Consider the following 23,907-nt stretch of genomic DNA (forward strand, 5'->3'; position numbering starts at 1 on the left):
CTGCGCAGGTATTCAAGATCACATCGGTGCCTGCGAGGATGGCGTCATGCATCTCGTGCCTGCCGACCGAGCCGACCGTCGCACCATCGACGGTCACCGGGTGTGCGAGGCGATCGCCGCCATCGGCGACGCGGATCACCTGCGCACCTGGGCCGGCCGTTTCTCCCTCCTGGCCGACGCCAACCGGCTCGCGCTGCTGCTCGCCCTGCACCGCACCGGTCCGCTCGCCGTCTCCGACCTCGCGATCGCCACCGGCATGAACGACCCCGCCGTCTCCCAGGCGCTGCGGCTGCTGCGGGCGGCCGGGGTCGTGGCGGGGGAGAAGGAGGGACGGGTGGTGCGCTACCGGGTGGTGGACGCGCAGGTGCGCGGCCTGCTGGAGCACTGCGCCCCCTGACCGGCCGCGAAAAAGGTTCCCTTTCCGGGCAAGGTGGACAGATACAGAGTCCGTACCGTCGTCCGTCCATGGGAGCCCGCATGGCAGACCTCTCGTCCAGGAACCCCGACTGGTGGCGGCAGGCCGTCATCTACCAGGTCTATCCGCGCAGCTTCGCGGACGCCGACGGCGACGGCCTGGGCGACCTGAGGGGCATCACCGAGCGCCTGAACCACCTGGCGACGCTCGGTGTGGACGCTCTGTGGCTGAGCCCCTTCTACCCCTCCGAACTCGCGGACGGCGGCTACGACGTCGCCGACCACCGGGACGTCGACCCGCGCCTGGGCACCCTGGACGACTTCGGCGCCCTGGTCGCCGAGGCGCACCGGCTCGGCCTGAAGGTCGTCGTCGACCTCGTCCCCAACCACACCTCCGACCGGCACCCCTGGTTCCAGGAGGCGCTGCGCACCGCCCCCGGCTCCGCCGCCCGCGACCGCTACGTCTTCCGGGCGGGCCGCGGCGCGCACGGCGAACTCCCGCCCACCGACTGGCAGTCGCTGTTCGGCGGCAGCGCGTGGCGGCGGGTGCCCGACGGCGAGTGGTACCTGCATCTCTTCGCCCCCGAACAGCCCGACCTCAACTGGGACAACGAGGAGGTCCGCGCCGACTTCCGCACCACCCTGCGGTTCTGGTCCGACCGGGGGGTCGACGGGTTCCGGGTCGACGTCGCCCACGGCCTGGTCAAGGACCTCACCGAGCCGCTGCGGGACGTCGGCGACGTCGGCGCGTCCGGCGAGGAGGCCCTGCTGGTGGTCCCGCCCGGCAGCCACCCGTACTGGGACCGCGACGAGGTCCACGAGATCTACCGCGACTGGCGCAAGGTCTTCGACGCCTACAGCCCGCCGCGCACCGCCGTCGCCGAGGCCTGGGTGCCGGGCGCCCGCCGCGCCCTGTACGCCCGCCCCGACGAACTCGGCCAGGCGTTCAACTTCGAGTACCTGGGGGCGCCGTGGGACGCGGAGGAACTGCGGGACGTCATCACCGCCTCGCTGGCCACGGCCCGGGCCGTCGGTGCCTCCGCCACCTGGGTGCTGTCCAACCACGACGTCGTCCGGCACGCCTCCCGCCTCGTGCTGCCGCCCGGCACCGACCCGGCCGCCTGGCTGCTGTCCGGCGGCACGGCGCCCGCCGTCGACACGGCGGCGGGTCTCGTCCGGGCCCGGGCCGCGACCCTGCTGATGCTGGCGCTGCCCGGCTCGGCGTACCTCTACCAGGGTGAGGAACTCGGTCTGTCCGAGGTCGCCGACCTGCCCACCGAGGTGCTCCAGGACCCGATCTGGGAGCAGACCGGGCACGTCCGCAAGGGCCGCGACGGCTGCCGGGTGCCCCTGCCGTGGACGACGACCGGTCCGTCGTACGGCTTCGGGCCCGGCGCCGCCTGGCTGCCGCAGCCGGAGTCCTTCGCGGCGTACGCCGTCGAGGCGCAGGCCGGCACCGAGGGTTCCACGCTGGAGCTGTACCGCACCGCGCTGCGGCTGCGCCGCAAGCTGCTGGAGGGCGAGACGCTGACCTGGACACCCCAGGCGCCCGCCGGGGTGCTGGACTTCACCCGCGGCGAGGCCTGGCGCTGCGTCACCAACCTCGGCGCCGAGCCGGTACCGCTCCCGCCGGGCGAGGTCCTGCTGAGCAGCACCCCGCTCCCGGGCGGCGGCAGCCTGCCCCCGGACACCACCGTGTGGCTGGCCTAACGCACCGTCGGGCTAGGGGTCGCGCCGGGTGCCGGGCCGTTGCCGCCGCCGGCGATGCCGTCGATGTCCACCGGCGTGGAGGTGGCGGTCGGCGGCGGGGTGAGCACCACCTCCGGCTGGCCCGCGGCCGGGGGCGGCGGGGTCAGGTCGGTGTCGGGGAGCTTCGGCGGGGTCGTCTGCTGGAACAGGGTCTGGTCGAAGTCGACCAGGCCCGTCTTCTCCATCACCGTCATGTGGTCGAGCACGGTGTCGTTGGCCTGGTCGGCCAGGGCCCGCACCAGCGAGTTCTTGGTGGTGGACCGGATCTTGGCGATGGTGTTGAAGATCGCGCCGTGGGTCATGCGCAGGATGTTGGCGAAGTCGGTGTCGAACTGCTTGCCGCTGTCCGACTTCAGCGTGTTGACGAACCCCTCCTGCTGGGGGCTCGCGATGTTGGGCAGGGTGATGTTCAGCATGGGCGCGATCTTGCGGCAGGTGGTGTCCAGTGCCGCGTGCCCGTCGATCAGGTGCCGGCTGGCCGTGATCACCCCCTTGGAGCTGCCCTTCTGCAGCCCGATCTGCCCCACCGGGTACTCCCACAGCCCGGCCGCCCGCACCTTGACCACGAAGTCCCGGTCGGACTCGGTGAGCGGGCCCCACTGGGTGTTGGCGATGACCCGGGTGGGGGAGCTGGAGACGGTGCTCAGCCCGAGCATGCCCGGGTAGGCGAGTGCCGCGAGGGTCAGGGCCATCGCACCGCCCACGAAGAGAGTTCCCGTCGCGTTCCGCGAAAAGCGCACCGTGCCTCCTGTCCGGTCGTGGATCCGGCCCGCGGCGGGAGCGGCGGGCGGTGGGGACGTACAGCAGTACGGACGGGAGAGCGATTCGTCTCTGCGGCGCGGGTAAAAACTCCGCAGGCCCGTATCGCCGTACGGGGATTGCCAGGTGTTGGTGACCATGGCGAACGGTTGCCGAAACGTTGACCCTTCCCCGGGGGAAGCCCGGTGGACGCGGCCCTAGATTCGCCGCATGCCCCCACAACCGCCGCCCCGGCCCGCCCCGCTGCCCGTCCTGCCCTACCGCCGGCCCACCCGGGGCCGCGACTACTGGGTGCTGGACGACGTCCTGCCCGGCGTCGACGCCGTACGGGAGCGGTGTCTGGCGAAGGACGACTGGACCGAAGGGTATCCGTACACCTCCGAGAGCTGGCCCGGGCTGCGTGCCATGCCCGGCCTGGAACCGGGTGAACTGGCCCGGATCGAAAGGCTGGTGAAGAAGGCGACCGGCGCGAAGGACCTGTGGGTGCAGCGGGCGCCGGGCGGCGGCACCCTCAACCACAACTGCGTCCAGGTCGTCGGCGAGGGAGAGAGCGAACCCCGCCCGCACACCGACTCCCGCGCCCTGTGCCGGTACGCGGCCGTCCTCTACCTCAACCCCGGCGTGCCCGAGGACTGCGGCACCAGCTTCTACCGCCAGCACCTGTCCGGCGGCCGGCTCGGCGGGAACGTCGTCCAGGCCCCGCACACCAATCTCGTCGAGGCACTCGGCACCCGGTTCGTCGCCCCGGACGCCTTCGAGGAGGACGTCCGGGTCCCGCACCGGTACAACCGCCTGCTCCTCTACCACGCCAACCTCGTGCACAGCGCGACCGGTTACACCGGGCGCACGCTGGAGGAGAAGCGGATGACCGCGGTGTTCTTCTGGATGGCGTGAGCCGCCTGCCGCGGGTGACAGGATGAGGTGATGACCGAACGGGTGTACCAGGCCGGCGAGCGTCTTCCCGACTGCCGGTTCGTGGTGAAGACGGGCCGGCCGGCAGCCGGGGGGCTGCTCCTCGCCGGGGCCGCCTGGGTGGCGCGGGCCGTGTGGGAGGTGCGGCTGGCGCTGGCCGGGGAACCGGCGTCGGGCCCGCCGGACCAGGGCGGCGGGGAACACCGCCCACTGAACTCGCTGGAGAACTCCTACCACCTCGTCACCTCCATCGGGGGCGGCGCGGTGGTCCTCTGCGCACTGCTCTACCTGTCGTGGCTGGCGCGGGTGCGCGACAACGCGCGGGCGCTGTCGGGGGAGGAGCCCAAGTATGCGGGGATCTGGCTCTACCTCGGATGGGTCGTGCCGTTCGTCAACCTGTGGTTCCCCCGGGGGATCGTCGCCGACGCGTTCCGGCGCACGGCGCCGGGGCGGAGGCTGCCCGTCTCCGTCGACGTGTGGTGGGGGCTGTGGCTGGTCGGGATGCTCAGCGGCGTGGGACTCCTCTACGAGGACTCCACGGACGAGATCATCGCCCGCGCCTACACCGAGGTGTGGCCGCTGCTCGCGAGTGACGCGGCCGTTGTCGGCGCCGCCGTCGCCGGGGCGCTCGCCGTGCGGACGGTCACGGCCGTACAGACGGAGCGGATACGGGCGGTGCAGCGGGCGTCCACCACGCCGGCCGGAGCACCGCTCGCCACCTGGCCGCGGGCAGCCGGGCGGCGGAGCGGCGGGGTGCCGGATGGTCCCAGGGACTGATCCGGCCTCCGGGACCGCCACCCTGCGGGGAGTGACTTTGTGGGCCAATATGGTGATATTGGGCGCATCGCTCTTCCGAAGGGGGCCTCCATGGCTGTGGAAATCCCTCCGCTCGTCAAGCCGTCACGGCTCAGGAGCCGCGGCGGGCTGCTGGGCGAGTGTCTGGCGGAGTTCCTCGGAACCTTCGTCCTCATCTCCTTCGGCTGCGGCGTCGTCGCGATGGCCGTCGCCGCACTGCCCGGTTCGGGCCGGGCCGCCACCCCCACCACGATCTTCCTGGCGGCCGGCGACTGGCTGCTGGTCACCTGGGGCTGGGCGATGGCCGTCATGTTCGGTGTCTACGTCGCCGGCGGCGTCAGCGGCGCCCACCTCAACCCCGCGGTGACCCTGGCGATGGCCCTGCGCCGCGGGTTCGCCTGGGCCAAGGTCGTGCCGTACTGGTGCGCCCAGGTCATCGGCGCCCTCACCGGCGCGGCCCTGGTCTACCTCGTCTACCACAGCGCGATCAACGCCTTCGACAGCGCGTCGAAGGGGCCCAAGACGGGCGGGCACACCCTCGCCACGTTCTCGATCTTCGCGACGTTCCCGGCGCCGTACTTCCACGGCGGCGTCTGGGGGCCGCTGACCGACCAGATCGTCGGCACGGCCTTCCTGCTCATGCTGATCGCCGCCGTCATCGATCTGCGCAACCAGGCCGTCAAGGCCAACCTCGGACCGCTGATCGTGGGCTTCGTCGTCGCCGCCATCGGCATGTCGTACGGCGCGAACGCCGGGTACGCCATCAACCCGGCCCGCGACTTCGGCCCCCGCCTGTTCACCTACGCGGCCGGCTGGGACGGGCTGGCGTTCCCGGGGACCGTGCCCGGCGCCTTCAGCGCCTACTGGTGGATCCCGATCGTCGGGCCGCTGGTCGGCGGGGCCATCGGCATCCTCATCTACGACCTGTTCATCGGGGACGTCCTGGTCGCACGGGCGGAGATGGCCGAGCTGCCCGAGCCGGGACGCTCGACCCCGGTCGTCACCAGCGACGAGGAGTAGCCGACGACGGACGGCCGCCGCGCCCCGGCCCGGGCACGGCGGCCGTCCGCACGCGCACCCGGAGACCGGGGGCCCGCGGGGCCGGCGGTTCCGCCCCGGCCGGCGGCGCCCGTCTGCGATAATCGCCCTCCACGCCGGGGCGGGTGTGAACTCGCGGTGACCCAGGGGGGGTTGAGCACGATGAGCACCGGGCGTCGGCGGGCTCTGCTGATCGCGGTGCCCGCCTACCCGCAGCTGGAACAGGTGCCGGAGCTGAAGGACGACTTCCCGGCCCTGCCCTTCACCGCCAGGGACGCGGTGACCCTGCGCAACACGCTGCTGCGCAGCAACTACCCGCCGGAACACGTGAGAGTCCTCGACGAGGAGGACACGACCGACGGCGGCACCGTCCGGGACGAGCTGGGCCGCTTCCTGAACTCCTTGGAGGACGGCGACGTCGGCCTCGTCTACTTCGCCGGCCACGGCGTCCGGTTCGGCGGGACCGACTACCTCCTGCCGAGCGACACGCGCGCACGCTGGGGGCCCGACGGGCAGCGGACCCTGGGCCCGCAGGGGCTCATCGAGGTGGTGCCCGACGAACTGCTGGCGCCCCTGACCTCGACCGCCACGGTGATGCTCTGCTTCGACGCCTGCCGGAGCAGTGGCGGCACCCCTCCGGCCACCTTCGAGGGGGTCAAGGTCAGCCGCGACCGGGACAACGTCGTCATGCTGAGCGCCTGCTCCCCCGGCGAGGACGCCCTGGGGCACCCCGACAGCGGGAGTGTCCTGGCCAGGGCCCTGAGCGAGTCGCTGGCACCGGAGTCCTCGGCCCGTACGTTCGGCGAGGTGATCCGGCGCGTGCGGCGGCGCGCCCCTGAGATCGCGGCGAACTACACCGCCCGCAGGCCGCCCGACATCGACACCCGGTGGCTGAGCTTCGACGGGGCGGCCGGCTCCCACGCCGACGTACCGCTGTGCGAGGCGAGGACGTCCTCCGGTCCCTGGATGGACGCGGTCGTCCAGTCGGACCTGTGGGAGCGGACCGGGGGCACGGACGCCCAGCAGGCCAGGGCGAAGCGGCACCTCGCGGAGGTCGTGACCAAGGTCGGCGAGATCCGCGACGCCAAGCGGGCCGGGTCCGACCCGTGGGACGACCCCCTCGTCCAGGAACGGCTGATCAAGCGGCTCGGCCAGCTCCTGGAAGCCGCCGACGCGCGGCTGAGCCTGATCGAGACCGTGGTCCTCCTGGGCGCCCCGTTCCTGCGCGAGGCCGCGCTGGCCTGCGGACTGCTGGCGCTGCGCAACCTCCACCGGGACGGCCCGGACGACACCGACACTACCGGCGCCACCGCCCGGAACCTGCCCGCGGGCGGCTTCGCGTGGCACCTCGACCGCGACATGGGCGACGTACGGCGCGCCCACCGGCAGATCGAGGCGACCCGCCGGACGCTGCTGCGGCGCGGGCGGAAGGACGACGCCCGCAGCGTGGAGTACTGGCTGCGCCACCGCTTCCTCGCCGACTGGGACCTGCTGTGGGAGAAGCGCGACGACGCGGAGCTGGAGAGCCTGCGCCGCGCGGTCGACCTGCTGGTGCGGGCGGCGGAGAGCGCCGCCGACCTCACACTGGGCACCGAGGCCCGGGACAAGCTGCGGCACGCCGTGCTCCAGGTCGTCTCCCAGCTCGGCACCGGCACCCCGGCGGACACCGTGGCACCCGACGGCAGCGACTGGGAGACCGTTCTGTGCACGTATCTGTGCGGGGAGGAGCGGTGGAGCTGGCGCCCGCACGACCTGGCGGCGCTGCTGCACCTCGCCGGCCTCCTCGCCATCGACCCGCGCATGCTCGACGGCGTACTCATCGACCACCTGGGGCCGCGCGAGCCCACGCAGGTCCGGCCCGACGGCATCATCGGCGAGATCACCACGAACGACGGCTTCCGGCCCAGCACCGACGGATGGCCGGGGCACCCCGCCGCGCCCGTCCAGGGCCCGTCCACCCGCTGGCTGCTGGTGTTCAAGTGCGGCAACGCGGCCCTGTACACGGCGCTGGAACGGCTCACGACCCGGATCGTCACGGTGTCGGGGGCGACCCGGCGCAGCCAGGTCGCCATGCGGGCCGGCGACCTCCTCTCCGGCCTGCCCGAAGTGATCAAGACCGAGGGCCTGATGCCCAGGAACCACGGGTTCGACAAGCCGCCTCCCCGGTTCCGGCTGGCCGAGGACGAGGTCAAGCCGCTCATCATGGGCACCCAGCTGTACGGGGACCGGATGCTGGCGGTGCGTGAGCTGTACCAGAACGCCCTCGACGCGTGCCGGGTGCGCCAGGCACGGCGCCGCTACTCGGACCCCGCGCGGCGGACCGGCGACGAGACCGAGCGGGAACAGCTCGCCGGATGCCGCATCGTCCTCACCCAGGACGTCGACCCGGCCACGGGCCGGGCGTACATCGAGTGCGAGGACAACGGCGTCGGGATGACGGCCGAGGAGCTGAGGGACCTCTTCGCCCAGGCCGGCCGCCGCTCGGAACAGTCCTCGTCCCGGATGCGCGAGATGCGCCGGTGGCGCCGGCGCGGCATCACCACCGAGCTGAACAGCCGGTTCGGCATCGGCGTCTTCAGCTACTTCATGCTGGCCGAGGAGGTCGAGGTGGTCACCCGGCCGGTCAGCCTGTCCGGGAGCGTGCCCATTGAGGACGGCCACCGGGCCAGTGTCACCGCGGGCTCGGGCCTGATGCACCTGAGCAGGGAGCGGACGGGGCTGGAGAACGGGGGCACCAGGGTCCGGCTGTACCTGCACGACGAGCCCGACACGACGGAGGACCGACGCCCCTCCCTCGTCCAGGCGTTGCGCGAGTTCCTCATCTCCACCCCGCTGAAGGTGACCGCCCAGGAGCACGGCCGTGACCCGGTGACCTGGTGGCCGGGCGAGCTGTACGGCGACTCCTCGCTGCCGGGCACGCGCATCAAGGCCACCGAGGGCGTGTGGTGGGTGCAGGGCGCGGGCATGCTGCTGGCCGACGGACTCCTCGTCTCGGAGGAGGACGCGCCGGACGGCTACGTGGTGAACCTGCGCGGCCGGCACCGGCTGGAGCTGAGCGTCGACCGCAACCGCTTCCTCGGGTACGACGAGCACCGCGTCGAGGAGGACCTGGAGGCGGCCGTCCCGGCACTGCTGGGCAAGGCGTGGCGGCCGTTCCCGCTGGAGTGGCTGTGGAACCTGGCCGACACCCACCCGAGGATCGCGGAACAGGTCGTCGGCCGGCTGATGGAGGCCGACATGCCCGTGTCGCTCCCGGCGCAGCCGCGGCGCGACCACTGGACCCTGTTCCGGCGGGACCTCACGCTGGCCGGCGTCGGGTGTCTGCCCGTCGACGAGGCCGTCTACCGCACGAGCATCCCGGAGGCCGACCTCGGTGTGCGCTTCTTCGGGGCCTGGCGCGCCGGCGTGCTGGGCGTGGAGCAGGCGCCCGAGCCGGTCACCACGCCGGCGGGCTTCCCCCGACCGGAGCCCCTCGACGCGCTGCTGTTCCGCAGCGCACCGGGCAGCTCGTGGAGGGAACCGCTGCGCGCCGCCGGGGACACCGGCCGCTCGCTGCGGGAGGTGACCCGCAGACTGCGCCGGTACGCCGTCACGGGCGTGCCCGTACCGGAGGTCGCGGACATCCGTGCCCTGGACGACATCGTCCCGAGTCGTCTGGCCACCACCTTGTACGAGGAGTTCAGGGGCGCGAGGGGCCGGTCCCCCCGGGAGGGCGAGGAGGGCCGGGACCATGCCGTGCGGCAGGCGATGGTGCGCGTGTCGGCCGCCGAGAAGGTGAGCCTGGGGACTCTCGCGCAGCTCCTCGGGCAGTTGTCGGCCGTCGATCCGTCGGTACCCGCACCCCCGGACCTCGGGCCCCTGGGAACCCATCGCGTGGACGCCCGCGAACGGCGCGTCCTGCTGAACGACCAGGCCTCCGGTGCGCACCCCTTGGCCATCGCATTCCAGTTCTCCGGGCCGGTGCGTCCGGTGGACATCGCCTACCGGGCACACCGGACGGGTATCCCGTCGGCCGAGATCGAGGCGGTCGTGCGTCGCTTCGAACCGCTCGGTTACCGGCTCACCGGACCCGGGCTGCCCCACTCCCTGGACGAAGCGCAGCTCGACGCGCTCAGCCGGGATCTGGACGCGGAACCCCCCTTCCTCACCCCGGGTCCGATCGGTCCGCGGCACCTGGTCCGGCTGGCGGCGAAGCGGAAGGAGACCGTCGGGGCCACAGCGGACTGGCTGGCCGGCTGGGCGGGCCCGTTGGGCGTCGAGGTCGCGGCACCGGGCCCGCTCGCCTCGTTCCTGCCGCCCGACTGGTGCAGGCAGCTCCCGGCGGAGCGGGCTGCCGCCCGCGGTGACGGTGACGCACCCGGGACACCGCCGGTCACCACCTGGCAGCTGCTGGGGCGGATCGCCGATCTGGACGACCCCGCGTCGCGGCCACGGCACATCGCCGCGGTGGAGGCGCTCGCGGAAGCGGGCCTGGTCGAGCGCGGGGCGGTCGAGGCGGCCCGCACCTGGCTGTCCCAGCCCCGGTCCGCGCGCCCCCGGAGTCTGTGGGGGCACAGCTCGTTGTCGCTGGGTCAGCGGAGTTCGGGACACCCCGCCGGCCCGGCGCGCACCGGGCGCGACGCCCGGATCGGCCCCGCTTCGCTCATGGCTCTCGCGGCGGAGACCGGTGACGACCTCGGCACCACCGCGAAGAGAGTGCGGGACAAGCTGGCCCCCTACGGCTTCGACGTGCCGGAGATCCCGCACGACGCCTCGGGACTGACACCGGACGAGTCGGTGGTCGGTGTCCTGTCTTCCGGAGGCGGGACGTGGCGGAAGGGCATCTGGCTGCACGACCTGGTCGGATTCGCGCACGGTATGGATACCGACCTCGCCACCGCCGCCGCCCTCCTCAACGCCTACCGCTCCCTGGGCGCCCCCACCGTGCCCGTTCCCCCCGACGCCGTCCGGCCCCGCGCACACGGGGAGCGGGACGAGGCCGCCGAGAACGCGCTGCTCCAGCCCGCCCTGGAGCGGTCCTGGACACTGACGCCGCTCGCCCTGGTGGTGGCCGCCGGCCGGCTGGGCAGCGGGCTGCGGGACACGTACCGCAGGCTGCGGTCCTTCGTCATGATCGGGCTGGACGTCCCGTTCCCCGAGCCCGCGTGCACCCGCGTGCCCGACTGGCGGGACGTCGTCCTGCTCACCGCCCGGCTCACCGGCCGGGAACCCGTCCTGTCCGGTGACGTTCCCGGGGACCACATCCGGCTGGCCGCCGAGGAGACGGACCTGACCGCCGGTGACGTGCGCGCCCGGCTCCTGGACTACGCTCCGCTGTTCGGCTTCCGTCTGCCGCCGTACGAGAGGAGCTGACGTGTCGCACGTCGAGAAGGCGTACGAGGCCACGTACTGGCCGGACCAGCAGGCCGGGTTCGTGTGGGACTCCTCCGGGGGGCGGCTCGTCGTCTCCGGCAGCTGTCCGGCCTGCGCCGGCCCGACCGTGCACCCCGTCCCGGAGGTGATGCCCGGCGCGGTGACTCTGGGCCGGCGGCGCCTCAAGGTGGAGGTGCCGGTCCCGGACGAGGTGTACATGCAGTGCCGGTGCCTGCGGGCGCACGCCGGGGACGAGCAGGAGACCGGGGGCTGCGGCGCCGCCTGGATGGCGGTCCGCCCGGCGGGCACCGGCGCGTGACGGCGCCCGGGAGGAGGTACGCGCCCCTGGAACTGCGGCGCGCCCAGCGGCGGCTGGACGCGATGGTGGAGAACCAGGTGACGATCGCGCGGGCGCAGGCGGAGGGCTGGCGGAACTTCCTCACCCTCGCCACCGGGCTGCTCGCCGCCGTCCTGGTCCTCAAAGGCCGCGAGAACGTCGCCGAACTGCCCGCCGGTTACCGGACGGCGGTCGTCGTGCTGGTGGCGACGGGGCTGGTGGCGCTGCTCGTCGCCGCCTTCGCCGCCGTGTCGGCCGCCCACGGCCGGCCCGGTGACCGGCTGCCGTACGCCCATGCCGTGGCGCTGCTGGACTGGGAGCGCGGGGAGCGGGACCGGATCGCGAAGCGGATCCGGATCACGCGCTGGGCGACCGTGCTCGGGGTGTCGGCCACCGCGCTCGGGATCCTGGCCACCTGGGTGGCACCGGCACCGGACGAGCCGGCGCGGACGGTGCTGGTGCACACCCGCGGGCAGACGGTGTGCGGCGAACTCCTGGCGGCCGACGCCAGCGGTGTCACGGTCAGGACCGGGCAGGGCGGCCCGAGCGGCAAGGACGCCACGACGGTCCGTCACCTGACGTGGCAGCGCGACGCGGTGAGTGTGGCCCCCACCGACACGTGCTGATCCGCCCGCCGGCGCCGGGTCCCCTCACCGGTGACCGTGATCCCGCGTCGCCACGGTCGTGGTCACCCGTACGAGACCGGGCCGGCGGGGTGCCGAACCGAAACCGAACCGCACGGGCGGTACGACCGGGGCGAGCGGTCCGAGGTCCCGGCCGGCGAGGACCACGGTGGCCGACACGACCGGACGGAGGTCGAGCGCGCCGTACCACTCGCGCCGGCCGCCGCCCGCGCTGCCACGGGTGCGCACGCCCAGCAGCCGGGCGGGGAGGTACGTCACCAACGTCCAGGCGGGCCGGGCGGCGAGCCGCGCGGGCACGGCACGCAGGAGCAGGCCCGCCGGGCCGCGCCGGCCCGTGGTGAAGCACAGGGCCAGCGGCCCGGCCGCGACCGTCCACCGCGCCGCCTCCACCCGCACGGAGACGGGCGTGACCCGGACCTCGTCGAAGCGGTAGGTCGTGGCGATGAAGTCCGCGATCCGCCGGGACGGCGCGAGCAGCAGCCGGTGCCCGTCCTCCCGCTCGACCATGACGTCACTGAACGGCCCGAACGGCGACCGCGGCCAGTGCCCCAGCACCGCACGGGTGCCGGACGCCGTTCCCAGACCGGCGATCCAGCCGTCGAAACGCAGCATCGGCTTCCTCCCGGCCGAACGGCACGGTCGCTGGGCGCCGACGATCCCGGCAGGTCACGGCGGCTTCCGCCGTCACGCCGCGCTCCGGTGCGCCGAGCGGGCGTGACGTGCGTTCGTTCCTCCGCCGGGTACCCCGTCGGGGCAGGGCATGTGCGCGCCCTCGGCGGTGTGCGGCGATCGGGCGTTCCCGGTGGCGTCCGGGCGCCGGGACGGCCGGCATGGACCTTCGCACTCGCAGCGTTCGTCCCGTTCCTGGTCCGGCTCGACCCCACCGCCCCGGCCGCCGACCGCAGGCGGTACGCCGAGCCGGCCGTCGCCCGGGCCGCCCCGGGCCACCGACCTGTCCGGCCTGCCGCCCGCCTACCTCGCCACCGCGGGACTCGACCCCGACCCGCGACGAGGACATCGCCTACGCCCTGAGCCCGGCCGGGAAGCGAGCCGGGCTCCGGTCCGCGTCAGCCGGAGGCGGGACGGGTCACAGGCCGCTCCCGGGAGATATGGCCAGGTGCCACACCACGAAGTCGACCAGGGTGGAGATGGACTCCAGGCAGTCCAGGCCCAGGTCCTGGGCCGCCACGTCGACGCCGTAGCGGTCGGTGATGGCGGCCAGCAGGGTCACGCCGCCGAGGGACGACAGCGAGATCTCGGGGCCGAACAGCTTGGTGTCCGAGGGCAGTCGCTCGACGCGGGCCCGTTCCGTACGCGTGGCGTCGGCCAGCATCCCGCGGATCTCGCGCTCCACCCGGATCCGTCGTCCGCGCAGGGTGTCTTCGGTCATGGGGTCGTTCCAATCGGCAGCGGACGCACCTGCAACCAGGCGGGCCAGGGGGGCAGGTCGCCATGAAGGGTCCGGGACAGCGTCACCGTCGACGGCGCCGGACCGCCGCCGTCGGGGCCGGCCCGCAGGCCGGCCTGGCGGAACAGCAGCCGCAGCTCGGTGTTGGCCTCGGTCGGCCGGAGATCCAGCGCGAACGTGTCCGCGCCGGCCGACCGGGCCTGTTCCATCAGCCGGCGCAGGAAGGCCACGGAGGCACCCCGGCCGGCGATCCGGCAGGACAGCGCGAGCAGGGGCACGGACCACTCGGCGGGACCGGGCCGCACCAGCGCCATGCCGATGATGCCGTAGTCCCCGAACCGGTCGGTCATACGGGCCGTGAACAGCCGGTGGCCGCCCCGCTCGACCAGGGCCCGGACCCGCTCGCGGTCCAGGCCCGAGGAGTTCAGCCGGTGGGTGCGCTCGGCGAGTTCCAGTGCCCGTGGCAGTTCCGCACCGCCCGCCGCACCGGCCTCCATCCGCATCCCGCACCACCGCAGGAACTCCTCCCTGCCCCCCTCGAAGCGCTCGGCCGCCCGGCGGCGGGCCTCCTCGGTGCGGTAGAGGCCGGCCCGCGCGCGGGCCTCCGGGGTGACCGGCCGCCCGGCGAGGGCGTCCAGCAGCACGGGCACGTCCTGCGGGGCCGCCGTACGCGCCCCGGGCAGCAGGGCCTCCACCTCGGCCCGCTCGTACGGGGAGTCGTCGACCAGGAGCAGCGACCCGACCGCCACGCCCAGCTCCGCGGCGATGGCCCGCAGCGCGTGGCTCTTGTCCTGCCAGGAGATCTGCGGGGCCAGGAAACGGGAGGCGAGCCGGGGGTCCCGGGTGACGCGCTCCAGCACCTCGGGGGCGCTGCGGCTGGCGATGCTGCTGAGCACGCCGTGCCCGGCGAGCGTGTCGACCGCCGCCAGCATGTCCGGCCGGACCTCGGGCAGCCCGCTGTCGGCGCGTTCCAGGGCCACGCCGTCCCACAGGGTGCCGTCCAGGTCCCACACCACGCACTTGACGCCGTCAGCGCTCGGCATGGCTCGGATCCCGCCGTACGGCCGGCCGGCTGTCGTCCCCCGCCGGCAGGCGCAGCTTCATCACCAGGTTGGTCGGGGTGAAACCGAACTTCCGGTACAGGGTGCGCATCGGGACGTTGGCGACGTGCACCCGGCCGACGACCTCGGTGAGCCCCTGCCGCACGGCGAACTCCAGCCCCGAGGAGATCAGCAGCTCGGCGACCTCGGCCCGGCGCTCCACCGGGGCCACGGCCAGCGAACGGAAGTTCGCGTAGCGGTCGCCGGTCATCGTGTTCTGGTTGACGCTGACCCACAGCCAGCCGATCGCCGGACCGCCGGGCCGGTGGGCGACGATCATCCCTTCTCTGGACTTCTCCATCGCGCGCGCCAGACGTGTGCGGTGCCGCAGGGGATCGTCCACGGCGTCACCGCCGAAGGAGACACGCGCGATGTCGACCTCGAAGGCCCCGATCACCGGCAGGTCGGCTTCGGCGGCCTGCCGGGTGACGTAGGGCGCCGCCCGTTCCTCCAGCAGGAGACGCTCACCGGCGGTGAGGGGCTGCCAGGTCCGGCCGGCGGGGATGTACGGAGCCGGCACCTCGGCGAGGTCGAGTACGGCGGCCTCCTCGGCGAGGTCCGGAACGACGGCCTCCTCGGCGGGATCCGGGGCGGCGGACCGCTCCGCGGCCTCCGGCGCGCCCTGGGGCTGCGGGCCGCCGTCGGTGTCCTGGCCCGGCGCAGCCGGCTGCGGGGCCTGGTCCTCCGCCCCGACGGGCACCAGCGGGCCGGGGCGGAACGGGCCCTTTCCGCAGTTCGGGCAGCCCTCCGCGCGCAGCACGCCGACCGACGCCCACTTCGCTCCCGCGCCGACCCGGACCATCTCACCGCAGGCCACGCACTCGTACATCCGCTGCCGCGAGCGCTTGTCACCCGTGTAGAGGGGGCCCTGGTAGTCGCCCTCCTGGGAGGGCGAGGTCGCGCTCGTGGTCAGCAGATGCTGGAAGAATCCGACCCCGCCGAGAATTCCGCTGCCCTCGTACTCGTTGAAGTTGCGGATGTATCCGTTGGTGACGAGACCGAGCTCCATGATTTCGCGCTGCACCTGGAGCATTTCGTCCGGGCTCTTCCCGCCGAACGACAGGAAAATGCTGTGCGCCGGCCCCTGGCGAAGTCCCTCCACCGCACGCGAAAGAAACAGCCGGGCACCCTCGGGGGTGTACGGCGGATCGGTCATCGCGACATCGAACTGGCGGTGCAGTCCTTCCGGCAGCGGATTGCGCAGATCGTGCTGCACGGTCTCTACGCGGGTACCGAGATCCGCCGATACCCGCTCGATGTAACCGAGGATGTCGGGCGAGATGTCGACCACCGTGACCTGGTCCACGAGTGGTGCCCCGAGCACGTCCCCCACGACGGCGACCGCCAGCGAGATCAGGTCGTCGTCGCCGATCAGGAGCAGTGAACCGCCGGGCAGTGTGCCCGCCGACAGCAGCGCCAGGACCCGCCGCACCTTGGTCTCGGGGGTGCACTTGGACTGGTCGAGCGTCATGTCGGCGGCCGGCCCGTCCCCCATGACGGCGCTGAGCCGGGCGACGGCCTCCTCCAGCACCTCCGGGATCACCAGTTCCCGCCCGTCACAGGTGCGGCAGGTGGCGTCCAGGGTGAGATCCATGCCCAGTTCGGTGACGACGGCCCGGCCGGCGGGGGTGAGCTGCGACGGCCGCTCGTGGGTGATCAGCCCGCGGGTGCGCAGTTCGTTCCCCACGGCCGCCACGATCGGCACCGGCAGACCGACAGCCCGGCTGATGTCCTTGGTCGAGGCCGGAGCGAGCCGGCGGATGGCCCGCAGGATCGACCGCACGCCCGGAGGCCCCTCCTGGAGCCTGACGGCGGCCGCGACATCATTGAGCACTCGGTCGGCGCTGACACTGCGGCGTCGTGGGCGGGCCTTCGTCACAATCGTGCTCCACGTGGGCTGAGAATGGTCGTGCCAGTATACGGGCCGGGCAAAGCGCGACGCCAGGCAGCTAAGGGTGTTCCGGCAATTCCGGGAGACGGCTGTTCGAGCTTTTTTGAGCGGCTGTATCACCGAGAATTACAACGGGGCGGGCCATGGCCGGGATGCCTTTTCATATTCGGAGCGATAAAGGATCGCGTTCGGTCTCCCACTGCCGGGCCGGCGCGTCCGCCGCCGGGCCGCCGACGTGGCGGCAATGCGCTCCCGTGGCGTGGAATCCGGGCGCCCCCCGTTGGTGCACCAGGAAAAAATGCGCCCCTCCGCCGGTCGCCCGACAAGACTTCGGCGGAGGTCGCGGTGGGCGGACCCGCAGGCCACCGCAGCGCACTGCGGTAGGTTACCCTGGGTGCTAGCCTGGTGTGGCTAAGTGTCGGGAGTCGGGATGTCAAGTCCCCGATCCGGTCACCGTGGTCATCGTGAATCCGCGTGGGTGAAATCCGCGTGGTGAATCCCTTGGAGAGGAGATGCGGGAAGCGGCTCAGGCGCGCGCTTCCCGGAGCGCCATGAGTAATCCCGCGGAACTCGCCACCGAAGGTATAGACGTCGACGACCTGTGCTCCTACGCGGTCGACGTATGGGTGAGCGATCACAGCATTCTGACCGACGAGCAGCGCCTTCTGAAGGTGCTGCGCGACGCCGCCGACAAGGGCAACGCCAAGGTTCTCGGGGAGGCGTCGCATGTCTTTCCCAACGGCGCCGTGACCGCGATCCTGCTGCTTTCCGCCTCGCACCTGAGCATTCACACGTGGCCGGAATTCAGCCTGGCCAACGTCGACCTGCTCGCGTACGGCCGGCTGAACGGCGAGCGCATGATGCAGAGCGTCGAACTCGGGCTCTCCCCGACCAGGATCAACGTGACCCGGATGCTCCGGGCCGTGCACTGAGTACCAGTCGTTGTTCGTACCGGGCCCGGACCACCGGCCCGGGGCTCCGGCCTGTCTGCTGAGAACAGGCCGACTGAGCTAGCATGGTGTGGTGTCTAGGGAGTATCGGTCGCGGGGATGACGTACGGGCCCCTGCGCCCGGGCATCTGTGAGGAGATGGATCATGGGACGCGGTCGCGCACGTGCGAAGCAGGCCAAAATCGCTCGCGAGCTCAAATACCGTGCTCCCAGCACCGATCTCAGGGCACTTCAGCAGGAACTGGCGTCCACCGACGACGAGCCACGCCCTGCTGCGGCGGACATCCTGGTCGACGAGGACGACACCGACGAACGGGAACGCCCGCTCGACCCGCAGTGACCTCCCCGCGTCTCCTTCCCGCCCGGCCCTGGCGCTGACACTCCGTCAGACGTATCGCGGCACGCCCGGCGGGAAGCGTCCCGTACGGCGGGTGACGGCCACCGGGCAGGCCCCGGACCCGGCGAAGGCCGGCATATGACCGGCGCCGGGGCCCCGCGGCCCGTCCGGCTGTGGTGGGCCCGGCTGCCCGGCGACCCACCGCGGCTGCGCCGGCTGCTCGACCCCGTGGAGACCGCCCGTTACGAGGCGACCACCGACCCGGCCGACCGACAGCGGTTCCTGGTCGGCTGTGCGCTGAGCCGGCTGGTCCTCGGCCGGATCCTCGGCCTGCCGGCCGCCCGGGTGCCGCTGCGCCGGGTGTGCCCGCGCTGCGGCGGCCCGCACGGCAAGCCCGCCCTGGACCCGGCGGCGGACCCGCCGGGCGGCCTGCGCTTCTCGGTCAGCCACAGCGGCCCCACCGTCGGCCTGGCCGTGTGCCGGGGCGCGGACATCGGGCTGGACGTGGAGCGGGCCGACGACCCGCCCGACGTGGACCTGGTGGCGCCGCACATCCTGTCCGCGGCCGAACTCGCCGTACTGCGCGGACTGGTGCCCGCCGACCGGGCCGGCGCCCTGCTGCGGTACTGGACCCGCAAGGAAGCGGTGCTCAAGGCCCTGGGCATCGGACTGCGGCTGCCGCCGCGCCGCCTGGAGGTGTCGCCGCCCGGGGAGCCGGCCCGCATCGAGCGGTGGCAGGACCGGCCCGGACGCGTCGCGGAGCTGCGGCTGGCGGACCTCGTCGTGGCGGAGGGGCATCCCGCGGCCGTGTGCGTGACCGGCGGTGCGCAGCCCGCGATCACCGAGGAGGACGCGCACGCGCTGCTGTCGGCGGTGGACTAGCAGGCCCCCGCCCGCCGCCCGCGGCCGGCCGGGTGTCCGGCGTCAAAGGACCAGCAGCAGCGTGGCCACCGTGGTCAGCGCGGCGCAGACGGCCAGGGTCATGGCCAGGCAGCGCCGCCGCAGTTCCCGGTAGCGCTGCTCGTACTCGGCCCGCAGCGACATGCACCGGGCCGCGATGCGCTCGAGGTCCGCCCGGGCCCGGCGCAGGCTGTCGGCGGCGTACCGCCGCTCGATCTCCTCACGCTGCGCCGTCGTCAGCCAGTCCAGGGACCCGGTGAACTCCCGCGCCCGCTGCTCGGCCTCGGCGACCCTGGCCTGCCACAGCAGGTACCCCTCCACCTCGTTGCCGAGGTCACCACCGGTGCCGGCCCCCTGCTTCGGCAGTCCGTTCACCCGTGACCCCGGTCGGTGGTCGCAGGGTACCCGCCGCCCTCGTGCTCCGTCAGCGCGATGTCGGGGTGGTGCAGGTCGAACGCCGGGGACTCGCTGCGGATCCGCGGCAGGGTGACGAAGTTGTGCCGCGGCGGCGGGCAGGACGTCGCCCACTCCAGCGAGCGGCCGTAGCCCCACGGGTCGTCCACGTTGACGGGCTTGCCGTACTTGGCCGTCTTCCACACGTTGTACAGGAACGGCAGCATCGACAGGCCCAGCAGGAACGAGCTGATCGTCGAGACCGTGTTCAGGGCGGTGAAGCCGTCGGCCGCCAGGTAGTCGGCGTAGCGGCGCGGCATGCCCTCGGCGCCCAGCCAGTGCTGGACCAGGAACGTGCCGTGGAAACCGACGAAAAGCGTCCAGAAGGTGATCTTGCCGAGGCGCTCGTCCAGCATCTTGCCGGTGAACTTGGGCCACCAGAAGTGGAAACCGGTGAACATGGCGAAGACGACCGTGCCGAAGACCACGTAATGGAAGTGGGCCACCACGAAGTAGGTGTCGGAGACGTGGAAGTCCATCGGCGGTGAGGCCAGGATGATTCCGGTCAGACCGCCGAAGAGGAAGGTGACGAGGAAGCCCGTCGCCCACAGCATCGGTGTCTCGAAGGACACACTGCCCTTCCACATCGTGCCGATCCAGTTGAAGAACTTCACCCCGGTCGGGACGGCGATCAGGAAGGTCATGAACGAGAAGAACGGCAGCAACACCGCGCCGGTGACGAACATATGGTGCGCCCACACCGTCACGGACAGACCCGCGATCGCGATGGTGGCCGCCACCAGCCCCATGTAGCCGAAGATCGGCTTGCGGCTGAACACGGGGATGACCTCGGTGACGATGCCGAAGAACGGCAGGGCGATGATGTACACCTCCGGATGGCCGAAGAACCAGAAGAGGTGTTGCCACAGCAACGGGCCGCCGTTGGCCGCGTCGTAGACGTGGGCGCCGAACTTGCGGTCCGCCTCCAGGGCGAACAGGGCGGCGGCCAGCACCGGGAAGGCCAGCAGGACCAGCACACCGGTCAGCAGCACGTTCCACACGAAGATCGGCATGCGGAACATGGTCATGCCCGGGGCGCGCATGCAGATGATCGTGGTGATGAAATTGACGGCGCCGAGGATGGTGCCGAACCCGGAGAAGGCCAGACCCATGATCCACAGGTCGGCGCCGAGCCCGGGGGTGCGGACCGCGTCGGACAGCGGGGTGTAGGCGAACCAGCCGAAGTCGGCCGAGCCCTGCGGGGTGAGGAAGCCGGCGACGGCGACCAGCGAGCCGAACAGGTACAGCCAGTAGGCGAACATGTTCAGCCGCGGGAACGCCACGTCGGGCGCGCCGATCTGGAGCGGCATGATCCAGTTCGTGAACCCGGCGAACAGGGGGGTGGCGAACATCAGCAGCATCACGGTGCCGTGCATCGTGAGCAACTGGTTGTACTGCTCGTTCGACATGATCTGAAGGCCCGGCCGGGCCAGTTCGGCGCGCATGAGCAGCGCCAGCACGCCGCCGAACAGGAAGAACCCGAACGACGTCGACAGGTACAGCGTGCCGATCGTCTTGTGGTCGGTGGTCGTCAGCCACTTCACCACGACGTTGCCGGGCTGCCTGGGCCTGACGGGCAGCTCGTTCTCGTACGAGTCCTCAGCTGCCGCCGCACCGCCCTGGGGTTCGTTGAGGATGCTCACAGGTCGTCTGTCTCCCGATGCTCGCCGTCCGCCCACGCCGTGGCGGCAGTCACCCGCCATCCTCGCCGTGCGAGCCCGGACCGGACGCCCTGAGCGCCCGGCACTCGGCCGATCGGATGACGGATACACACGGATGGAGCAGCGCTGAGGACCGCGCGCCCGGGTTTCCGGGTGCCGGGCTGCTCGGACCGGTCTGAGCAGTCGTGCTCTGTCCGCCGCCGGGGCGGGCCGCGAGGCTTCGGTCATGCGACAGATACCGCACACGTGTGGCGGGACGAGGGCCACCCGGCGGCCTGACACCCGCCACCACGTCAAGAGCCGCTGGGGAGTGGTGAGTCGGGCGCCCGGACCGTCGCTCAGCGCTCCCAGTTGGCCTGGGCGAGCGCCAGCATGTGCGGGGCCGACAGGGCGTTGCCCGGGTCGGCGGCGGTGGTCAGCAGCCAGCTCGCCGCGCCCGCGGGTTCACCGGGCGGGACGACCAGCAGGTCGCGGCGCCCCAGGGGGCCGCAGTCCAGCGTGATGGTGTGCGCCTCGGTGTCGACGGCGGAGAGGAACACCTCGATGACATAGCCGGGCGCCGGCACCGTACGCGGCACGTCGGGCCAGGCGGCGGTGTCCACGGTGACGCCGACGACCGGGCCCAGTCCCGGGCCCAACGCGCCGAGCAGCGCGGGCAGTTCGAGTTCGAGCGCGTCACAGCGGGGCCACCAGGCGCCGTGCAGCGGGCCGTGGCCGGCGTCGGGGGTGAGGGTCAGCCGGGGGAGGGGCATCCGGTACGTGTGCGCCCCGCCCGGGAATCCGTCCGCGGCGGGCCAACCGTTCGTGTCCATACGTGCGATCCCGTCCCGGACGGCTCCCGGCCGCCCGTTTTCCGTCGTACGCCGGGAACGGCACCGCCGCGGTCGCCGCGCGACTTGGTTCCGGTGCCGTCCAGCGTACGTCCGCCCGTGGCACGGAGCGAGAGCGGGCGGCGGCGACCGCGACGGCCTAGCCCAGCGAGTGGTCGGCCCAGGGGAGGGTCGAGGGGTCGGCCTGGTTCTGGGGGGCGGCGGGCGCCGCCTCGTGGCAGGTGAAGCCGAGCCGGGTCAGTGCCCTGCTCACCTCGGCGGCGGTGAAGTCACGGCGGTCCTGCCGGGTGATGACCTGTCCGACCTGCTTGACCGGGTAGACCCGGCGGTCGATGGTCACGCAGCTGCCGACGGCGGGTTCGGGCCGGATGCCCTCCATCGACTGCTCGACCTCACTCTTGGTCAGGTCGAAGGGGAAACGGGCGATGACACAGCGCATGCTGCCTCCACGGGGAGAGCGGTCAGGGGATGACGGTGAGGACGCCCAGGGCGTAGCCCTGCTCGTCGACCACGGGGGAGACGTCGAGTGTGCGGATCCGCATGGCGGACTCCGCGTCGCCCAGGGCCGAGACGGACGCGGTGAACGGACCGCGGTCCAGCGGTATGTCCCGCAGCCGGGCCCGGTCGCCGTAGGAGGAGGCGGCCCGTTGGGCGGTGAGCTGGGCCCTGGTGACCAGCCCGGAGCAGCGGCCGTCGCCGTCCTGGAGGAGCAGGTGGGTGGCGCGGGCGCCGATGAGCACGGACAGGGCCACGTCGACGCTCATGTGGTCGTCGACCTGGAGGCCGGGGGCGCCCATGGCATCACGGGCGGTCAGCCCGGTGCCGCCGGCCACCGTCACCGGGCGGGGTGCGGCGGCCGGGGACAGGGGTGTCACCTCGGACGGGTTCAAGGGCTTCTCTGCCGCAGCGCCGCGGACCCCGCCCGGGGTGCGGACGGTCAACGGGTCCGGCCGGAGCCGGGACGCCGTGCGCGCCTCGCCCGCCCGCCGCGGGGACGTCCGGCGGAACCCGCGCGCTCGGGGCGTTCGGCCGCCGGCGTGGCGAGGACGACGGGCACGCCGGAGGGGGTCCGGGCGCCGGTGATGCGGCTCAGCTCGGGCTCGCCGGGGCGGACCTGGGTGGCCTGGGCGGTGATGCCGGCGTCGGCCATGAGGCGGTTCACCGTGCGCCGCTGGTGCGGCAGGACGAGCGTGACCACGGTGCCGGACTCGCCGGCCCGGGCGGTACGGCCGCCGCGGTGCAGGTAGTCCTTGTGGTCGCCGGGCGGGTCGAAGTTCACGACGAGGTCGACGTTGTCGACGTGGATGCCGCGGGCGGCGACGTTGGTGGCGACCAGGACCGTGACGTGCCCGTCCCTGAACTGGTCGAGCGTGCGGGTCCGCTGGGGCTGGGACTTGCCGCCGTGCAGGGCCGAGGCCCGGACGCCGACCGACAGCAGGTGCCGGGCGAGGCGTTCCGCCGCGTGCTTGGTGTCCAGGAACATGATCACGCGGCCGTCGCGGGCGGCGATCTCGGTGGCGGTGCTGTGCTTGTCGTCGTCGTGCACGTGGAGCAGGTGGTGCTCCATGGTGGTGACCGTGCCCGCCGACGGGTCGACGGAGTGCACCACCGGGTCGTGCAGGTAACGGCGGACCAGCTTGTCGATGTTGCGGTCCAGCGTGGCCGAGAACAGCAGCCGCTGGCCGTCGGGGCGTACCTGGTCGAGCAGGCCGGTGACCTGGGGCATGAAGCCCATGTCGGTCATCTGGTCGGCCTCGTCCAGGACGGTCACGCCCACGCGGTCCAGACGGCAGTCACCCCGGTCGACGAGGTCCTTGAGCCGCCCGGGGGTCGCGACGACGACCTCGGCGCCGGCGCGCAGCGCGGCGGCCTGCCGGCCGATCGACATGCCGCCGACGACGGTGGCCGGCCGCAGGCGCAGCGCCCGCGCGTAGGGGGTGAGTGCGTCCGTGACCTGCTGGGCCAGTTCCCGGGTGGGTACGAGGATGAGGCCGAGCGGCTGCCTGGGCTCGGCCCGCTGGCCGTGCAGGCGGGCCAGCAGGGGCAGGCCGAAGGCGAGCGTCTTGCCGGAACCGGTGCGTCCGCGGCCCAGGACGTCGCGGCCGGCCAGTGAGTTCGGCAGGGTCGCGGCCTGGATCGGGAAGGGCGCGGTGACGCCCTCGGCGAGCAGCGCGGCGTGGAGCGGCGCGGGCAGGTCGAGATCGGCGAACGTCTCCACGGCCGGCAGCGGCTCGGTGAGACTGACGGGGAGCGCGAACTCTCCCTGCGGCGCCCGACGCGGCTGGGGGCTGGACCCCTGCGGGCTCGTCCTGCGCGAACGGAACCGGGCGGGATCGTTGCCGGTACGACGGGTCTGTTGGGTGCGGCTCACGCGGAA

Annotated in this window: 22 protein-coding genes; 11 read left to right on the forward strand and 11 right to left on the reverse strand. The window is 72.9% G+C overall.

The features are described from left to right. Positions 1 to 46: 46 nt before the first annotated feature. On the forward strand, positions 47 to 397 hold the full coding sequence (locus tag AB0F03_RS13105) for a metalloregulator ArsR/SmtB family transcription factor (RefSeq protein WP_361989890.1): 351 nt from the start codon (positions 47 to 49) through the stop codon (positions 395 to 397). 80 nt (positions 398 to 477) lie between these two features. Further along, complete coding sequence (locus AB0F03_RS13110; RefSeq protein ID WP_361989893.1) at positions 478 to 2,124, forward strand: glycoside hydrolase family 13 protein; 1,647 nt, start codon at positions 478 to 480, stop codon at positions 2,122 to 2,124. Here the strand turns inward: AB0F03_RS13110 and AB0F03_RS13115 are convergent. Continuing rightward, the gene (locus AB0F03_RS13115) at positions 2,121 to 2,867 is read right to left on the reverse strand and encodes a DUF4142 domain-containing protein (RefSeq protein WP_361990015.1); all 747 of its coding nucleotides are present in this window, start codon (positions 2,865 to 2,867) and stop codon (positions 2,121 to 2,123) included. The two genes, AB0F03_RS13110 and AB0F03_RS13115, sit on opposite strands and share 4 nt — an antisense overlap. Before the next feature lie 265 nt (positions 2,868 to 3,132). Here AB0F03_RS13115 and AB0F03_RS13120 point away from each other — a divergent pair, with 265 nt between their 5' ends. The 6 genes from AB0F03_RS13120 (at position 3,133) to AB0F03_RS13145 (ending at position 11,982) form a co-directional block, all read left to right on the forward strand. Further along, complete coding sequence (locus AB0F03_RS13120; protein WP_361989896.1) at positions 3,133 to 3,816, forward strand: DUF6445 family protein; 684 nt, start codon at positions 3,133 to 3,135, stop codon at positions 3,814 to 3,816. Between the two features lie 30 nt (positions 3,817 to 3,846). Further along, complete coding sequence (locus AB0F03_RS13125; RefSeq protein ID WP_361989899.1) at positions 3,847 to 4,611, forward strand: DUF4328 domain-containing protein; 765 nt, start codon at positions 3,847 to 3,849, stop codon at positions 4,609 to 4,611. A gap of 90 nt (positions 4,612 to 4,701) precedes the next feature. Beyond that, positions 4,702 to 5,649 carry an MIP/aquaporin family protein gene (locus AB0F03_RS13130; RefSeq protein ID WP_361989902.1) on the forward strand — a complete coding sequence of 316 codons (948 nt, stop codon included), beginning with the start codon at positions 4,702 to 4,704 and terminating at the stop codon, positions 5,647 to 5,649. A 180-nt stretch (positions 5,650 to 5,829) separates the two neighbouring features. After that, positions 5,830 to 11,019, forward strand: a complete 5,190-nt coding sequence (locus AB0F03_RS13135; RefSeq protein ID WP_361989905.1) for a caspase family protein — start codon at positions 5,830 to 5,832, stop codon at positions 11,017 to 11,019. A 1-nt stretch (position 11,020) separates the two neighbouring features. Next, complete coding sequence (locus AB0F03_RS13140; protein ID WP_361989908.1) at positions 11,021 to 11,338, forward strand: hypothetical protein; 318 nt, start codon at positions 11,021 to 11,023, stop codon at positions 11,336 to 11,338. After that, positions 11,335 to 11,982, forward strand: coding sequence for a hypothetical protein (locus AB0F03_RS13145; protein ID WP_361989911.1), 648 nt, complete (start codon positions 11,335 to 11,337; stop codon positions 11,980 to 11,982). The genes AB0F03_RS13140 and AB0F03_RS13145 overlap by 4 nt, the downstream gene beginning before the upstream one ends. A 24-nt stretch (positions 11,983 to 12,006) precedes the next feature. Here the strand turns inward: AB0F03_RS13145 and AB0F03_RS13150 are convergent, their stop codons facing one another. From AB0F03_RS13150 to AB0F03_RS13165, 4 genes are all read right to left on the reverse strand, one after another. Then, positions 12,007 to 12,612 carry a hypothetical protein gene (locus tag AB0F03_RS13150; RefSeq protein ID WP_361989913.1) on the reverse strand — a complete coding sequence of 202 codons (606 nt, stop codon included), beginning with the start codon at positions 12,610 to 12,612 and terminating at the stop codon, positions 12,007 to 12,009. A gap of 475 nt (positions 12,613 to 13,087) precedes the next feature. Further along, on the reverse strand, positions 13,088 to 13,390 hold the full coding sequence (locus AB0F03_RS13155; RefSeq protein WP_361989916.1) for a phosphopantetheine-binding protein: 303 nt from the start codon (positions 13,388 to 13,390) through the stop codon (positions 13,088 to 13,090). Further along, positions 13,387 to 14,451 (reverse strand): HAD-IIIC family phosphatase, encoded by a 1,065-nt coding sequence (locus tag AB0F03_RS13160; protein ID WP_361989919.1) that lies wholly within the window; start codon positions 14,449 to 14,451, stop codon positions 13,387 to 13,389. The genes AB0F03_RS13155 and AB0F03_RS13160 overlap by 4 nt, the downstream gene beginning before the upstream one ends. Further along, entirely contained in the window at positions 14,438 to 16,291 is a 1,854-nt protein-coding gene (locus AB0F03_RS13165; protein WP_361989922.1) for a GNAT family N-acetyltransferase, read from the reverse strand. Before AB0F03_RS13165 ends, AB0F03_RS13160 begins: the two co-directional genes overlap by 14 nt. 659 nt (positions 16,292 to 16,950) lie before the next feature. Here AB0F03_RS13165 and AB0F03_RS13170 point away from each other — a divergent pair. The 3 genes from AB0F03_RS13170 (at position 16,951) to AB0F03_RS13180 (ending at position 18,568) form a co-directional block, all read left to right on the forward strand. Then, on the forward strand, positions 16,951 to 17,331 hold the full coding sequence (locus AB0F03_RS13170; protein WP_121791121.1) for an S-adenosylmethionine decarboxylase: 381 nt from the start codon (positions 16,951 to 16,953) through the stop codon (positions 17,329 to 17,331). 163 nt (positions 17,332 to 17,494) lie between these two features. Then, entirely contained in the window at positions 17,495 to 17,689 is a 195-nt protein-coding gene (locus AB0F03_RS13175) for a DUF3073 domain-containing protein (protein WP_356818894.1), read from the forward strand. A 135-nt stretch (positions 17,690 to 17,824) separates the two neighbouring features. After that, on the forward strand, positions 17,825 to 18,568 hold the full coding sequence (locus AB0F03_RS13180; protein ID WP_361989925.1) for a 4'-phosphopantetheinyl transferase superfamily protein: 744 nt from the start codon (positions 17,825 to 17,827) through the stop codon (positions 18,566 to 18,568). Positions 18,569 to 18,610: 42 nt separating this feature from the next. On the opposite strand, the gene AB0F03_RS13185 is transcribed toward AB0F03_RS13180, so the two are convergent. The 6 genes from AB0F03_RS13185 to AB0F03_RS13210 form a co-directional block, all read right to left on the reverse strand. After that, positions 18,611 to 18,961 (reverse strand): cytochrome C oxidase subunit I, encoded by a 351-nt coding sequence (locus AB0F03_RS13185; protein WP_361989927.1) that lies wholly within the window; start codon positions 18,959 to 18,961, stop codon positions 18,611 to 18,613. Then, entirely contained in the window at positions 18,958 to 20,682 is a 1,725-nt protein-coding gene (gene ctaD / locus AB0F03_RS13190) for a cytochrome c oxidase subunit I (RefSeq protein ID WP_361989930.1), read from the reverse strand. The genes AB0F03_RS13185 and ctaD overlap by 4 nt, the downstream gene beginning before the upstream one ends. 356 nt (positions 20,683 to 21,038) lie before the next feature. Next, on the reverse strand, positions 21,039 to 21,512 hold the full coding sequence (locus AB0F03_RS13195; RefSeq protein ID WP_361989933.1) for a DUF5994 family protein: 474 nt from the start codon (positions 21,510 to 21,512) through the stop codon (positions 21,039 to 21,041). A 157-nt stretch (positions 21,513 to 21,669) separates the two neighbouring features. Continuing rightward, positions 21,670 to 21,969, reverse strand: a complete 300-nt coding sequence (locus AB0F03_RS13200) for an SCO5918 family protein (protein ID WP_361989936.1) — start codon at positions 21,967 to 21,969, stop codon at positions 21,670 to 21,672. Positions 21,970 to 21,991: 22 nt separating this feature from the next. Further along, positions 21,992 to 22,420 carry a hypothetical protein gene (locus AB0F03_RS13205; RefSeq protein ID WP_361989939.1) on the reverse strand — a complete coding sequence of 143 codons (429 nt, stop codon included), beginning with the start codon at positions 22,418 to 22,420 and terminating at the stop codon, positions 21,992 to 21,994. A 47-nt stretch (positions 22,421 to 22,467) separates the two neighbouring features. Then, complete coding sequence (locus tag AB0F03_RS13210) at positions 22,468 to 23,901, reverse strand: DEAD/DEAH box helicase (protein WP_361989942.1); 1,434 nt, start codon at positions 23,899 to 23,901, stop codon at positions 22,468 to 22,470. Positions 23,902 to 23,907 lie beyond the last annotated feature (6 nt).

The sequence above is a fragment of the Streptomyces sp. NPDC028722 genome, from assembly GCF_040637655.1.
Lineage (GTDB): Bacteria > Actinomycetota > Actinomycetes > Streptomycetales > Streptomycetaceae > Streptomyces.